Raw genomic sequence first — 14,890 nt, forward strand, 5'->3', positions numbered from 1 at the left:
AGCAGGAGATAAACAATGAAAACGCTGCTGATTTTGGATAAATCACTGGGCCTGGCGAGAAGCCAACTGGTGAAGAACCTACTCGGCGCTGCCGCTGCGAAAGCAGGGGTGACGTTTACAGAACAGGTTAACGACGCTGAACTGGCGATCGTTCTGGGTGCATCCGCTGCGGCGGACAGCGCACTGAATGGCAAGCGGGTTTATGTCGGTGACATCGAACTGGCAGTTTCGCAGCCGGAAGCCTTTTTGGCGAAAGCACAGGCTGAAGCGACGGTCTATCAGGCCGCTGCGTCAGCACCTGTTCAGCAGCCCGCAGCTGCCAAGCGTATTGTGGCGATAACGGCGTGCCCGACGGGCGTCGCGCACACGTTTATGGCAGCAGAAGCGATTGAAAGCGAAGCGAAAAAACGCGGCTGGTGGGTAAAAGTAGAAACGCGCGGCTCTGTTGGCGCGGGCAACGCGATTACCCCTGAAGAAGTGGAACAGGCCGATCTGGTGATCGTTGCTGCGGACATTGAAGTCGATCTGGCGAAATTTGCTGGTAAGAAGATGTATCGCACGTCGACCGGGCTGGCACTGAAGAAGACGGCGCAGGAGTTAGATAAAGCGCAGGCTGAAGCGAAAGTGTATCAGCCATCTGGGCAAGCCAGTGCGTCAAGTGCTAGCGAGTCTGGCCAGAAAGGCGGAGCAGGCCCGTATCGTCACCTGTTGACCGGCGTGTCTTACATGCTGCCGATGGTTGTCGCGGGTGGTTTGTGTATCGCACTGTCGTTTGTCTTTGGTATTGAAGCCTTTAAACAAGAAGGTACGCTGGCAGCGGCGCTGATGAAGATCGGCGGCGGTTCTGCTTTTGCGCTGATGGTGCCGGTGCTGGCGGGCTATATCGCGTTCTCCATTGCAGATCGTCCGGGCTTAACGCCAGGTCTGGTTGGCGGGATGTTGGCGGTGAGTACGGGAGCAGGCTTCCTCGGTGGGATCATTGCCGGTTTCCTGGCGGGCTATATTGCCAGAGCGATCAACAATAAACTGATTCTGCCGCAAAGTTTGACTGCGCTAAAACCGATCTTGATTATTCCGCTGTTTGCTACGTTGATCACCGGTCTAATCATGATTTACGTCGTTGGCACGCCAGTGGCGAAAATCCTGACTGGCCTGACAGGCTGGCTGCAATCCATGGGCACGGCGAATGCGGTGATTCTGGGTGCGATCCTGGGTGCGATGATGTGTACGGATATGGGCGGGCCAGTTAACAAAGTGGCTTACGTCTTCGGTACGACCTTACTCAGTAGCCAGATTTACGCGCCGATGGCCGCCGTTATGGCAGCCGGTATGGTGCCACCGTTGGCAATGGGTCTGGCGACTGTACTGGCAAGCAAAAAATTCAACCCGACCGAGCGTGAAGGGGGCAAAGCGGCGTTTGTACTGGGCCTGTGCTTTATCTCCGAAGGGGCGATTCCTTACGCGGCGCGTGACCCGATGCGCGTTCTGCCTTGCTGCATCATCGGTGGGGCACTGACGGGTGCGCTGTCAATGGCGGTGGGCGCTAAGTTGATGGCACCACACGGCGGTCTGTTCGTGTTGTTGATTCCTGGCGCGATTACCCCGGTTATCGGCTACCTGTTAGCGATCGTTGCAGGTACTGTCGTCGCTGGCGTGCTGTACGCACTGCTGAAACGCTCTGATGAACAACTGGCGAAAGTTGCGTAAGTTTGATCATCGTCGTGAATAAAAAGTAATGCCATAACACAAGGATGTGGATGAGATAGCGCCAGTTGGTATTTGCCGACTGGCGCTTTTTTACGGGATAAAAACTAGCTAGTGCTGGGCTTCAGATTTGAGCCAGGCGATTTCGTCGGCCCAAATATCGGGGTTGATCGTTTCCAGAATCATCGGGATACCGTCAAAGCGAGCATCTTTCATGATATAGCTGAAAGCGGTTTTGCCGATATTGCCTTCCCCCAGACTATGGTGTCGGTCAACGCGACTAGCGAACGCGCTTTTGGCATCATTCAAATGCATTCCGCGCAGATAGCGAAACCCAACAATGCGATCGAATTCAGCGAAGGTGGCTTCGCAATCTGCTTCCGTCCGCAGATCGTAGCCACCAGCGAAGGCGTGGCAGGTATCGATACAGACGCCGACGCGGCTTTTATCTTCTACGCCATCGATGATGGCCGCCAGATGTTCAAAGCGGAAACCCAAATTACTGCCTTGCCCGGCGGTGTTTTCAATCACCGCGGTGACCCCGTCCGTTTCCGCCAGCGCAATGTTGATGGACTCGGCGATACGTGCCAGACAGTCAGCTTCCTCTATCTGCTTTAGATGGCTGCCGGGGTGAAAATTCAGCAGGCTCAGCCCAAGCTGCTGGCAGCGGGACATTTCATCAATAAACGCGAGGCGTGACTTATCCAGCGCCTCGGCGTCCGGGTGGCCCAGATTAATCAGGTAGCTATCGTGGGGCAGAATCTGTGCTGACGTATACGCGTATTGCTCACAGGCGGTTTTAAAACGCTCGATGACCTCGGCGCTGAGCGGTGCAGCCTGCCATTGGCGCTGGTTCTTGGTAAATAAAGCGAAGGCCGTCGCCTTTATCTCATGTGCGCGAATCACGGCCTGATCGACCCCGCCAGATGCGCTAACGTGCGCCCCGATGTATTTCATGTTGGTCTCCTTTGGTAACGGAGACATTATGGCATCGACCTGCATACCCGTCATACTTCAAGTTGCATGTGCGAAATGCTCGAAGAACAGATTGATGCCCGCACCGCCAACCACCAGCCAGAGAAACAGAACGAGTGCCAGCAGCAGCGGTTTTGCTCCGGCCTGGCGGATGGCGCTGAATCGGGTTGTGAGCCCCAGCGCAACCATCGCCATGGTCAACAGTACATTATCGAGCTGTACCAGATGTGTGACGAGCGCAGGAGAAAGTAGCTGAAAAGAATTGAAGGCAGCTACGGCGATAAACCCCAGTGCAAACCACGGGAACATCAGTGGAATCGCGTCTTGCGCGTCACTTTTGTGCGTCGTTTTTTTCAGGTAAAACCCAAGAATGAGAAGAAAAGGGGCCAGCATCATCACGCGCAGCATCTTGCTGATGACGGCGATGTTTTCCGTCGCGCCATCAATGGCATGTCCGGCAGCAACGACCTGAGCGACTTCGTGTATCGTTGAGCCGAAGTACAGACCGACGATCTGGGGGGGGACGTCAATCCAGTGATGTTCGAGATTGAGCTGATAGATCCACGGATACAAAAACATCGCCGTTGTACCGAAAATCACCACGGTGGAAACGGAGACGGCAATCGCATTGCTGGACGCTTTGACAACGGGTGCGGTTGCCATGATCGCCGCGGCGCCGCAGATGCTGCTGCCAGCGCCGATGAGAATCACGGTTTCATTGTCGAGTTTCAGCCAGCGTTTGCCGACCCAGCAGGCGAGTAAAAACGTCAGCGTGACGACGGTAAGATCGACCGCGACACCGGTAAAGCCAACGGCAGCAACCTGCTGAAAGCTGAGACGAAAACCATAAAGTATGATGCCCCAGCGAAGTAAATGCTGTTTGGCCCACTGCACGCCCGGATCGCACAGCGGATGAAGACGTGGATAAACGCTATTTCCGAGCACGATCCCAATCAAAATCGCCAATGTCAGTGAACCCGGTCCCCAGTGGGCGATTTTCGGAATATTTGCCAGCCAGAGGAGCGAAAAAGTCATTAAACTTACTAACAACAGGCCGGGTAATCGCGCTTTTGCTCCATCGGGCGGGGCTATCGTGTGTAATGTCGCAGGAAGAGCCATGGATTAGGTGCCTATTCTGACCGTACCGAAAATTGAAAGCCAGCTTATAATCCACGAGATTAAAAGAGAAATTGATTATATATTTATAACCTATAAGTATTTCAGATAAAGAGCGCACTATGCATATCACGTTACGTCAACTGGAAGTCTTTGCCGAAGTCCTGAAAAGTGGTTCAACGACACAGGCCTCCGTTGTGCTTGCCCTGTCTCAATCGGCTGTCAGCGCGGCTCTGGCGGATTTAGAAGGGCAGTTGGGGGTTCAACTTTTCGACCGCGTGGGTAAACGTCTGGTGGTTAATGAGCATGGCCGCCTGCTGTATCCCAAAGCACTGGCACTGCTTGAACAGTCGATGGAAATTGAGCAACTGTTCCGACGTGATAATGGGGCTCTGCGGGTGTATGCCAGCAGCACCATTGGCAACTATTTATTGCCTGCGATGATTGCCCGCTATCGTCATGACTACCCTGATATTCCGCTGGAACTGCATGTTGGCAATACGAAAGATGTGATCACGCGCGTATCTGAATTCAGTGTCGACTTGGGCTTGATCGAAGGGCCTTGCCATCACCCTGATTTGATTACGCAGCCCTGGCTGGAAGATGAGCTGGTGGTGTTCTGCTCTCCCGAACATCCGCTCAGCCGGGGTTCTGTTTCATTAACCGCGCTGGCAGATGCGCACTGGATCCTGCGTGAACGTGGCTCAGGCACGCGCGAAGTGCTGGATCATCTGCTGCTGACGCACCTGTCGCATTTTCATCTGGTGATGGAATTGGGTAATTCAGAGGCGATCAAACATGCGGTTCGCCACGGAATTGGCATCAGCTGCCTGTCGCGGCATGTCATTGCCGAGCAGCTGGCGTCAGGTTCGCTGGTGGAGCTAAAGGTGCCGCTGCCTAAACTCACGCGGACGCTGTATCTGGTTCATCACCGACAGAAACATCTTTCAAATGTGCTACAGCGTTTCTTGAGTTATTGCTGCGAAGTGCCATAGCGAAAATATTTTCTGCTGCTAATAATCGGACGCGAGTTATTAACCTCTCTTATAACTCGACGATCTTAACTATTCAGCACAACGCTATTTGCTACAATCCCGCCTCGATTTTTAGCACGAGCATGCAGGATAACAATGGCTCAGCACGATATTCAACAAACTACACAGGGCGCACCGACCCTGCGCCGTGAACTGAAAGCACGGCATTTAACGATGATCGCCATTGGCGGATCGATTGGTACCGGATTATTTGTCGCGTCTGGTGCGACGGTTTCACAAGCAGGCCCAGGTGGCGCACTTCTGTCTTATGCCCTGATTGGGCTGATGGTTTACTTCCTGATGACCAGTCTGGGCGAACTGGCGGCGTTTATGCCGGTTTCCGGTTCGTTCTCCAGCTACGGTTCCCGCTATGTAGAAGAAGGGTTCGGCTTCGCGCTGGGCTGGAACTACTGGTACAACTGGGCGGTGACCATCGCGGTCGATCTGGTGGCGGCACAGCTGGTGATGGGATATTGGTTCCCCGATGTCTCCGGCTGGATCTGGAGCGCGCTGTTCCTCGCGCTGATGTTCCTGCTTAACTACATTTCCGTAAAAGGATTTGGCGAAGCGGAATACTGGTTCTCGCTGATTAAAGTGGTCACGGTCGTCGTTTTCATTGCCGTTGGCGTGATGATGATTACGGGCATCATGAGCGGCGCGGAAAATGCCGGATTCCACAACTGGGAAATTGGTGATGCGCCGTTTGCTGGCGGCTTCTCTGCCATGATCGGTGTGGCGATGATCGTCGGCTTCTCTTTTCAGGGAACGGAACTGATCGGCGTGGCGGCTGGCGAATCTCAGGAACCAAGCAAAAACATTCCGCGTGCCATCCGTCAGGTTTTCTGGCGCATTCTGTTGTTCTACATCTTCGCGATTCTGATTATCAGCTTAATCATTCCGTATACCGATCCGAACCTGCTGCGTAATGATGTAAAAGACATTACGGTAAGCCCGTTCACGCTGGTGTTTGAGAACGCGGGCCTGCTGTCTGCAGCGGCGGTCATGAATGCGGTTATCCTGACGGCGGTGCTGTCGGCGGGTAACTCCGGGATGTACGCTTCTACGCGTATGCTGTTTACGCTGGCATCGGAAGGTAAAGCGCCGCGAATTTTCGCCAGACTGTCAAAAGGCGGCGTGCCGCGTAATGCGCTGTACGCTACCACCGTGGTGGCGGCGTTGTGTTTCCTGTCTTCTTTATATGGCAACCAAACGGTTTACCTGTGGCTGTTGAATACTTCCGGCATGACAGGCTTTATTGCCTGGCTGGGGATTGCGATCAGCCATTACCGTTTCCGTCGTGGCTATGTCATGCAAGGGCATGATCTGAATCGTCTGCCTTATCAGTCGAGCTTCTTCCCGCTGGGGCCGATCTTTGCGTTTGTGCTCTGTCTGATCATTACGCTGGGGCAAAACTATCAGGCGTTTCTGGAAGATAAAATCGACTGGTATGGCGTGACAGCGACGTACATCGGTATTCCGCTGTTCCTGCTGATTTGGTTCGGCTATAAGCTGTGCCGTGGAACGCACTTCATCAAGTATCAAGAGATGACGTACCCCGATCACAAAGACTAAATCGTAAAGCGTGGTTAACGGGCGACTCCCTTATGGGTGTCGCCTTTTTTATTGGTTTTCTTCTGTTCTGCCGTTACGTCTCATGTCTTTCTTTACTCTCGCATGTTGATTTAAATCAAATTTATTCACATTGATTTTTTAGGGGTATTTTACATTAACGCGATTTAATGATTGAAAATAACGATTAATTTATTGTTTATTAATGATTTTATATTAATTTCCATTTGTTTTTATTGCGCATGCAAATGATTTTAATTTTCATTTACAATTATTTCCCGATCATTACAATGTGTCCGACAAAAAAACTCAATGTAAAATATTCGTTCTGAGGACACAGACGCATGGCAATAAATATAAGAAAATCGGTCGCATTGGCACTTGCTACAACCGTATCGACACCCGTTATCGCCGCACAGGACGATACGCTAGTTGTAACGGCTTCTGGCTATGAACAAAAAATCACTGAGGCGGCAGCGAGTATTTCCGTTGTCAGTCAGGATGAACTGACGAAGCGTAAATATAACGATCTTGGCGAAGCGCTCAGCGACGTGGAAGGCGTGGATGTGCGTAGTTCAACGGGCAAAACGGGCGGTCTGGACATCAGCATTCGCGGTATGCCAAGTGACTACACGCTGATTCTGGTTGATGGTATTCGCCAGAATGGTTCATCTGATGTCACCCCGAATGGGTTTGGTACGATGAACACCGGTTTCATTCCACCGTTGGCAGCGATCGAACGTATTGAAGTTATCCGTGGGCCGATGTCAACGCTATATGGCTCTGATGCGATGGGCGGTGTGGTAAATATCATCACCAAAAAAGCGTCGAAAGAGTGGGTTGGGAATATCACGCTGGATCATACCTTCCAGGAGGACAGAGACTATGGTGATGCTTCCAAGTTCTCGATTTATTCCAGCGGTGCGCTGATCGAAGACAAACTGGGACTCGCCCTGCGCGGTAATATTTTACGCCGTGATGCGTCAGAGGTAAGTTCATCCTCGACTGGACAGGAACTTAGTACACGCGGCCCGAATCCAGTTAAGTCAGATAATTATCTCCTCGGTGGCAAGCTATCCTGGCTGCTGGATAGCCGTAATACCCTATGGCTCGATGGTGAAGTCTCCAACCAGAAATATGATAACAAGCAAGAACAGCTTGGCGCGCTGGGAGCGGGTGCCGCAACTCGGGGCGGCGGTTATGAAGATACACTGCGTTATGAGCGTCGCAAGATTACGCTGGGTAGCGATAATCAACTCGATTTTGGTACATGGAATTCAAGCTTGTCCTTCAACCAGACTGAAAATAAAGGACGTTTGATCCCTCGCTCTACGGTACCTGCGGGCTCAGCAACGGCAGGGCAAAAGCGCGAGCTTAAAAACACTAACTACATCCTTGATACGAAACTGGTGAGTCCGCTGGGAGACAGTCATTTACTGACGTTAGGTGGGCAATATTGGAATGCCGTCATGAAAGACGGGATTGTTCTGGCGAATACTGGTGAAAAATTCGAACAGAATTCGTGGTCACTTTTTGCTGAAGATGAATGGCGTATTGTTGATTCGCTCGCACTAACGACAGGTGCTCGTTATGAACATCATGAAGCATTTGGTGGCCATGTAAGCCCGCGTGCTTATTTGGTGTGGAATGCGCTGGATGAATTAACGATTAAAGGTGGGGTGAGCACTGGCTACAAGACGCCATCATTGGCTCGGTTACATAATGGGATCAGTGGCGTAACGGGTCAAGGAACGATCAATACGGTCGGTAATCCTAATCTGAAGCCAGAAGAAAGCGTGAATACGGAACTGGGTGCGTACTATGAGCATTTTAGCGGTTTCTCTACTAACGCTACGCTTTTCCATAACCGCTTCCGCAATAAGATCGATAGTTACGACATTGATACAGTAACGTCTAGCTATCGTAATATCGGTAAAGCTAACACGCAAGGTCTGGAACTGGGGTCGACGATCCCGCTCTGGTCGGATAACTGGACGCTGAATGTGAATTACACCTTTACCGACAGCGAACAGAAAGGCGGAGAAAATCCCGGTGCTCGCTTGACCAATACGCCTAAGCACATGGCAAATGCCCGTTTAAACTGGAATGTGAACGAGCAGTTAAGTACCTGGCTTAAAGCTGAATATAGGGGTAAGACGGCACGCTTTACGGAAAATTATTCCACGCTTGCCGCAGCGAACAATCAAGCAAACAGAGTCGTCTATGACAATCTTGGCTCGGATTTCAAATCATTTACCGTCGTAAATCTGGGCGGGTCGTATAAGATCTCTAAAGATGTAACATTGAACGGGTCAGTCAATAACCTGTTAGATAAAGACTTCACTAAAACCTATGTTTTCCCAGTTGGTACGGGTACCACGACGGCTGGTGATTACTTTACGTCAAGCCAGGTGACTACGGGTTCCGTACTGCCGGGTCGTAACTACTGGATGTCAGTAAACATTAATTTCTGATAACCCTTCTTCCCCAAAGCGGGTTTCCATCCGTTTTGGGGAGCTAACCTGCTACGCTCACAGATTCTTTCATCTACCTTTCAGATTCACGCCGTTTACGCAAATTCAGCCCATTCCTCACTGCACATTTATCCTTTCTATTTTGATTATGGCTTGCTGTTATATTTTTGTGATATTTCTGAATATCGACGCTAACAATGTCGATGAGTGAAATTCATTATATTAAGTATTGTTAATTGCTTTAATGCTGACTACGCTTCACGTTACGGAGTGATGGATTTCCGATGAGGCAGGAAGTGTAACGTTATTAATACGTTCGTTGTCTTGTGTCATACAGAGAATTTAATTCATTATTTTTGTATGAGAATACCTGTCGTGATTGCCGACTGCGGAGCCCTTGATATCTGCAAGCGGAATCAGTGTATGAATAGCAACCAGGGCACGATGATGTTAAAAATTACCTTTTTGGATAAAGGCTCACTGCCTGAAACCATTTTCCTGAAAAAGACGAGTTTTAGGCGTCCACAGTGCCGCCATGAATGGATTGAATATAACTATACCTCGCCCGATCACGTTATCGCCCGAGCAAAAGACACCCACGTTATCATCACGAATAAAGCCCTATTAACGCGAGACACTTTGGCCGCGTTACCTGCGTTGAAGCTGATTGCCGTAACGGCAACGGGCACCGACAATATCGATCTTGTTGCTGCCAAAGAACTGGGTATCACAGTCAAAAATGTACCAGGCTACTCGACGCAAGCCGTATCCGAGCACGTGATTGCCATGATTTTTGCGCTGAAGCACAGCCTGATGGCGTGGTATCGCGATCAACTGGGTGACCGCTGGGCCAGCCAATCTCAATTTGCTTATTTTGATCATCCGGTCAAGGACATCGCCGGTGCTACGCTGGGCATCATCGGTGCGGGTACGATTGGGCGGGAAGTCGCACGTCTGGCACAGGCGCTGGGGATGAAGGTGATTTTTGCCGAGCACCGAGGAGCCGCACAGTGTCGCGCGGGGTATCTGCCGTTTGAAGACGTTCTGCGGTTGGCGAATGTGATTTCACTCAACTGCCCGCTCAATGAGAGCACGCAGCATCTGATTAATGCGGAGACGCTCGCACTGTGTAAGCCCACCGCGTTTATTATTAACACTGCCAGAGGCGGGCTGATTGATGAACACGCTCTGGCAGAAGCCTTGCAGCAGCGCGTCATTGCCGGTGCTGCGCTAGACTGCCTGACGCAGGAACCGCCAGCAAAAGACAATCCATTGATGGTCGCGGCGAAAACCCTGCCTAATCTTCTGATTACTCCACATATCTCCTGGACGTCTGCCTCATCGCTGCAATTACTGATGGAAAAGACGATTGAAAATATTGATGAGTATGCTCAGCAGAACGGATACAAATAACGTGTAGTTTGATTTATCTGGATATAGTTTGATTTAGCCGGGTATGACGGAATATTGCCCGGCAGAGGAATGATGATATTCATCAATTTTAATTGATTATCAAAATTGAACGTTTCATCGGATTGAATCTTTCCCTGTCGATTATCTCTGTCGTTCTCGCTATATCCGCAGGGAATGAAATCGGCGCACGTCAGATCTAAAGTGAAAACGTTATTATTTGTGATTATTCTGAGCCACTCTTGATTGTATGAGCGAATATTTATTTCTTAATAATAACGGAAGTAAATAATAGAGCGAGTGCAGCGACATGTGTCGGCGGCAAACGCCGCTTAATCAGGGAAGGCATTGGTGAGCGGTATTGTGAATCCGCCCCGAATTCGGATGAAGGGGGCGGAAGCGAGACGTTACTGAAAATGAGAGAAATTAGCGCTTTTGGATATACGTCATGGCTAGCGCGAGTGCCAGAACCAGCCCTTTGATGATATCCATCGCGTAATAAGGCACGGAGAGCATCACCAGTCCATTCTGCAAGACGCCAAGAATCACGGCACCGAGCAGCGTACCCAGCGCGTTCGGCTTGCCGGATCCCGCCAGCGAGAAGCCGATGTAGGCCGCGGCAACGGCATCCATCAAATAGCCTCCCCCAGCATTGACCTGCGAAGAGCCGATGCGCGATGCCAGTAAGATGCCGCCCAGCGCTGCGAGTAGTGAAGAAAACACATACGCCTGTACCCGATAACGCGCCGTACGAATGCCCGCCAGTCGCGCGGCTTCTGGGTTTCCGCCGATGGCATACATCCGGCGACCGTGCTTGGTGAGGGATAGGTACAGCTGCACCAGTACCGTTACCGCCAGCATGATGACAACAATGACCGGCACCTGGCCCAGCGTGGCAAAGAACTCAGGAATCACGCCTTCCGCCATTTCGCCGCTAGGCAGCACCATGTTCTGCGTGATGGAGCCGCCATAGCTGTAGGTCATCGCCACGCCCTGAATGACGAACAGGCTGGCGAGCGTCGCCAGCATATCGGGAATCTTCAACACGACGATGAGGAAGGCGTTGAATAGCCCGACCAGCGTACACAGCAGCAGCGTCAGGACAATCGCTCCGGTGGTGCCGAATCCATGCCAGACGAAAAGCGAGATGACCAGCGCATTAGCCAGCGAGGCGGTCGATCCTACGGAAAGGTCGAATCCGCCTACGGACAGCGAAATGGAGACGCCAATGGCAATCACCGTCACGATGGCGATAGAACGCAGAATATTGATGATGTTATACGGATCGAGAAAGTTCTCCGACGCAAGCCCGAATAGGGCAATCAGCGCAACAACCGTGATCAGCATGCCCCACTTATAGAGAAACTCGAAAACATGGTGACGGAAGGGGAGCGCCCCGTTAGATGAAAGTGGGTGACTCACGCGGGAGTTCCTCCAGTTGAATATAAAAGTAGGGTTTCTTCGTCAATCTCAGCGGCATTTAACTCTGCGACAATCCGGCCATCCCATAGCACGCAGATGCGATCGCAGAGCCCGACAAGTTCAGAGAACTCGCCCGACGCATAAATAATGCCTTTGCCCTGACGGGCGAGGCCGTCAATCAGGGTGAACAAGTCCTGTTTGGCCTTGATATCCACGCCTTTGGTAGGTTCGTCAAAAATCAGAACCTGTGCTTCACCGCGTAGCCACTTGCCGATAGCCACTTTCTGCTGATTCCCGCCCGACAGACGCGCCAGCTTTTGCGCCGGACCCGTAGTACGAACCGCCAGTCGCTCAACGATCTGTTTTGCCCAGTTCAACGCCTTGCGACGGCTGAACAGTGCCCAGTGGGAAAAGCTATCGGTGGCAGTGATGCTGAGATTCATGGTGACGGATTCATCGATAAAAATGCCTTCTTTGCGCCGCTCTTCAGGAACCAGCGCCAGACCCTGTTCGACGGACTGGTGCGGCGAATGCGGCCGCCAGGGTTTACCTCGATATTCCCCCTGCGCGATCTGGCAGGGTTCCGCGCCGAACAGCGCTTTACACAGCTCGGTTTTCCCCGCGCCAGCCAGTCCGGCAATACCCAGAATTTCCCCTTTGCGCAGCGTGAGAGAAATATTGTGCAACAGCGTTTCGTCGTGCAAACCCGTAACCTGAAGCAGCGTCTCTGCGGCAGGCGTCGTTCGGCGCGGTGGGAAGATATCGTCAAGCCGGTGCCCCAGCATTCTCTCTACGATCTCTTCGCCGCTGAGTCCCTGCATCGCACCGCTGCTGACAAACTCGCCGTCACGCAGAACGGTCAACGTATCGCAGATTTCGCTCAGCTCATGAATACGGTGGGAAATAAATACGATCCCGATGCCATCGGCCTGTAAACGACGTACCACCTCGAAGAGGCGCGCGCTTTCGGCCTGATCCAGCGGGGCGGTAGGTTCATCCAGAATAAGAAAGCGACATTCGTGAGATAACGCGCGGGCGAGCAGAATTTGCTGTTTCTCAGCGAGCGAACAGGTATCCAGCCGTTGACGAACATTGAGGTGAACGCCAAGCTGGTCAAGCAGCGCCTGCGCCTGACGATAGATCTGCGGCCAACTCAGCAGGTGTCCGTCCTGCGCCAGCGTATCCAGCATAATGTTTTCCGCCACGGACAGCGTGGGAACCAGCGCGACATCGACTTCCTGCTGCACCAGATGAATGCCGTACCGCTTGGCATCACGCGGTGAATGGACATCGACCTGCTTACCATTAATCAGAATATCGCCCTGATAGTGATCGTAAGCGCCTGATAAGATCGTCATGAGCGTGGATTTACCCGCGCCGTTTGCGCCAGTCAGGGCATGAATCGAACCACCTTCCAGTGTGAAATTAACCTGCTTGAGGGCGTGGAAGCCAGAAAAGGAGATGGAAATGTTGTGCATTTCCAGTCGGCTTTGGGAGGTAGGAATCATGGTCGGTAACGCTCTTGGCGGTCAAGGTCATGAAATAACGGAAAAGAAAGGTAGCACATATCCCAGAGAATTTAATACAGCTTCAAGTGTTTGAGAGTTATTGGCTATGAACGAAAAGGCATAAATTAAATAAAAAAGTTCTTAAGCTGGCGCAGGCAAGTGAATAAGATGGGTTTATCAATAGGGTAGCGCAGCAGATTCATCTATCAGACAAACATAATATAGAACCGTGTTCAAGAGAGGGCGCGGCGAGGAAGATTCAAACATGCACACAACGACAGTCCGCGTACAGGTTGGCCCTGCTAACTATTTCTCTTTCTCTGGCGCTATCGATAAGCTGCTGGAGTTTTATCCACCGGACGTGCTGAAAAACGCGCTGTGGATCTACGGCGAACGGGCGATTGCCGCTGCTCGACCGTATTTACCGGCCGAGTTCGATGCGCCTTCAGCCCGCCGCGTTCAGTTTGGTGCGCATTGTAGCGAAGGGGAAGTCGCAAAACTGGTGGCGCAGGCGGGCGATGCATGTCAGGTCGTCATTGGCGTCGGCGGCGGGGCGGTGCTGGATACCGCGAAGGTCGCTGCGCGTCATATCGGCGTGCCGCTGGTGGCTATTCCGACTATTGCTGCGACCTGTGCGGCCTGGACGCCGCTGTCCGTGTGGTATAACGATGCCGGACAGGCGCTGCGCTTCGAGATTTTCACTGATGCTAACCATCTGGTGCTGGTGGAACCGCGGATTATGCTGGCGGCACCGGTGGAATATCTGCTGGCTGGCGTCGGTGATACGCTGGCGAAATGGTATGAAGCCGTCGTTCTCAGTCCTCAGCCGGAAACGCTACCGCTTTCTGTTCGGTTGGGCTTACAGGCTGCGCTGGATATCCGCAATGTATTACTGCAACAAAGTGCAGCGGCGCTGGAAGCCGTTGAGCGTGGTGAACTGACGCAGGATTTTCTGGATGTCGTCGATGCGATCATTGCCGGTGGCGGCATGGTTGGCGGATTGGGTGAGCGCTATACCCGCGTGGCGGCGGCGCATGCGGTGCATAACGGTTTAACGGTGTTGCCACAAACTGAACGCTTCCTGCACGGTACCAAGGTGGCTTATGGCATTCTGGTGCAAAGCGCTTTACTGGGCGATAGCGACACGCTGCTCCAGTTGAAGGAAGCGTTTAAGGCGTTTGGTTTGCCGACCTCTCTGGCGGCTCTGGACGTGGATATTCACGATCGCGCCGCGCTTCAGGCCGTTATTGCCCGCACGTTGCAGGCAGGAGAATCCATTCATTATCTGCCGTTGACGCTTAATGAAGAGGTCCTGCTAGCGGCGTTTAACACCGTTGAGTCTGCTGGAAAATAAGCGGGTAGAAAGCGAAGGGCGGAGAACATTCTCTGCCCTAAAGACGATTGTTTATCTCTAAAAATTACTGCTCTGTTGCCTTTAAAAACTACTGCGTTTTCTCATAGGGGAATGAATTTTTGATAAAGCTGGCGTAGTAACGGTACTTCGTTTTGCTTGCCATCAGCTCTTCATAAATCATGCGTGCTACGCCGCTGTAGAGATAGATGCTCCCGTTCAGCAGTTCGACTTCCAACTGGCTTTTTTCTGCATCGTATCCGACTGAAAACAACTCTGTTGATGAAACTCGTTTTCTCTGCAAAATTAATCACTCCCAACGTATCA

General features: G+C 51.9%; 11 protein-coding genes. 6 read left to right on the top strand and 5 right to left on the bottom strand.

Annotated features, from left to right (window positions below; all coding sequences use genetic code 11):
• Positions 1-15: 15 nt before the first annotated feature.
• Entirely contained in the window at positions 16-1,707 is a 1,692-nt protein-coding gene (gene fruA, locus NXT09_RS01485) for a PTS fructose transporter subunit IIBC (protein WP_205550916.1), read from the top strand.
• A 108-nt stretch (positions 1,708-1,815) separates the two neighbouring features.
• Here fruA and nfo read toward each other — a convergent pair whose 3' ends face one another.
• The gene (gene nfo / locus NXT09_RS01490; RefSeq protein WP_268578608.1) at positions 1,816-2,661 is read right to left on the bottom strand and encodes a deoxyribonuclease IV; all 846 of its coding nucleotides are present in this window, start codon (positions 2,659-2,661) and stop codon (positions 1,816-1,818) included.
• Positions 2,662-2,718: 57 nt separating this feature from the next.
• Positions 2,719-3,798, bottom strand: a complete 1,080-nt coding sequence (locus tag NXT09_RS01495) for a YeiH family protein (RefSeq protein WP_268578609.1) — start codon at positions 3,796-3,798, stop codon at positions 2,719-2,721.
• A gap of 119 nt (positions 3,799-3,917) precedes the next feature.
• Here NXT09_RS01495 and yieE point away from each other — a divergent pair, with 119 nt between their 5' ends.
• The 4 genes from yieE (at position 3,918) to NXT09_RS01515 (ending at position 10,285) form a co-directional block, all read left to right on the top strand.
• On the top strand, positions 3,918-4,790 hold the full coding sequence (gene yieE / locus NXT09_RS01500) for a DNA-binding transcriptional regulator YeiE (protein WP_268578611.1): 873 nt from the start codon (positions 3,918-3,920) through the stop codon (positions 4,788-4,790).
• Between the two features lie 135 nt (positions 4,791-4,925).
• Positions 4,926-6,401, top strand: coding sequence for an amino acid permease (locus tag NXT09_RS01505; RefSeq protein WP_268578612.1), 1,476 nt, complete (start codon positions 4,926-4,928; stop codon positions 6,399-6,401).
• 341 nt (positions 6,402-6,742) lie between these two features.
• Positions 6,743-8,872 (top strand): TonB-dependent receptor, encoded by a 2,130-nt coding sequence (locus tag NXT09_RS01510; RefSeq protein ID WP_268578613.1) that lies wholly within the window; start codon positions 6,743-6,745, stop codon positions 8,870-8,872.
• Between the two features lie 423 nt (positions 8,873-9,295).
• Positions 9,296-10,285, top strand: coding sequence for a 2-hydroxyacid dehydrogenase (locus tag NXT09_RS01515; protein WP_240585103.1), 990 nt, complete (start codon positions 9,296-9,298; stop codon positions 10,283-10,285).
• A 423-nt stretch (positions 10,286-10,708) separates the two neighbouring features.
• Here the strand turns inward: NXT09_RS01515 and NXT09_RS01520 are convergent, their stop codons facing one another.
• Both NXT09_RS01520 and NXT09_RS01525 read right to left on the bottom strand, forming a co-directional pair.
• Positions 10,709-11,629 carry an ABC transporter permease gene (locus tag NXT09_RS01520; protein ID WP_207193806.1) on the bottom strand — a complete coding sequence of 307 codons (921 nt, stop codon included), beginning with the start codon at positions 11,627-11,629 and terminating at the stop codon, positions 10,709-10,711.
• A gap of 71 nt (positions 11,630-11,700) precedes the next feature.
• Positions 11,701-13,212, bottom strand: a complete 1,512-nt coding sequence (locus tag NXT09_RS01525; protein WP_268578614.1) for a sugar ABC transporter ATP-binding protein — start codon at positions 13,210-13,212, stop codon at positions 11,701-11,703.
• Between the two features lie 265 nt (positions 13,213-13,477).
• Between NXT09_RS01525 and NXT09_RS01530 the strand changes: the two genes are divergently transcribed.
• Complete coding sequence (locus tag NXT09_RS01530) at positions 13,478-14,566, top strand: oxidoreductase (protein WP_268578615.1); 1,089 nt, start codon at positions 13,478-13,480, stop codon at positions 14,564-14,566.
• 88 nt (positions 14,567-14,654) lie between these two features.
• Here NXT09_RS01530 and NXT09_RS01535 read toward each other — a convergent pair whose 3' ends face one another.
• Entirely contained in the window at positions 14,655-14,867 is a 213-nt protein-coding gene (locus NXT09_RS01535; protein ID WP_039275478.1) for a KTSC domain-containing protein, read from the bottom strand.
• Between the last annotated feature and the right edge of the window lie 23 nt (positions 14,868-14,890).

Source organism: Pectobacterium jejuense (assembly GCF_026800125.1).
GTDB lineage: Bacteria > Pseudomonadota > Gammaproteobacteria > Enterobacterales > Enterobacteriaceae > Pectobacterium > Pectobacterium jejuense.

Excerpts from the sequence above, each read along its gene's own strand:
- NXT09_RS01525 (WP_268578614.1), bottom strand. The coding sequence starts at position 13,212 with ATGATTCCTACCTCCCAAAGCCGACTGGAAATGCACAACATTTCCATC.
- yieE (WP_268578611.1), top strand. The coding sequence starts at position 3,918 with ATGCATATCACGTTACGTCAACTGGAAGTCTTTGCCGAAGTCCTGAAA.
- NXT09_RS01515 (WP_240585103.1), top strand. The coding sequence starts at position 9,296 with ATGAATAGCAACCAGGGCACGATGATGTTAAAAATTACCTTTTTGGAT.
- NXT09_RS01510 (WP_268578613.1), top strand. The coding sequence starts at position 6,743 with ATGGCAATAAATATAAGAAAATCGGTCGCATTGGCACTTGCTACAACC.
- NXT09_RS01505 (WP_268578612.1), top strand. The coding sequence starts at position 4,926 with ATGGCTCAGCACGATATTCAACAAACTACACAGGGCGCACCGACCCTG.
- nfo (WP_268578608.1), bottom strand. The coding sequence starts at position 2,661 with ATGAAATACATCGGGGCGCACGTTAGCGCATCTGGCGGGGTCGATCAG.
- NXT09_RS01520 (WP_207193806.1), bottom strand. The coding sequence starts at position 11,629 with ATGCTGATCACGGTTGTTGCGCTGATTGCCCTATTCGGGCTTGCGTCG.
- NXT09_RS01530 (WP_268578615.1), top strand. The coding sequence starts at position 13,478 with ATGCACACAACGACAGTCCGCGTACAGGTTGGCCCTGCTAACTATTTC.
- fruA (WP_205550916.1), top strand. The coding sequence starts at position 16 with ATGAAAACGCTGCTGATTTTGGATAAATCACTGGGCCTGGCGAGAAGC.
- NXT09_RS01495 (WP_268578609.1), bottom strand. The coding sequence starts at position 3,798 with ATGGCTCTTCCTGCGACATTACACACGATAGCCCCGCCCGATGGAGCA.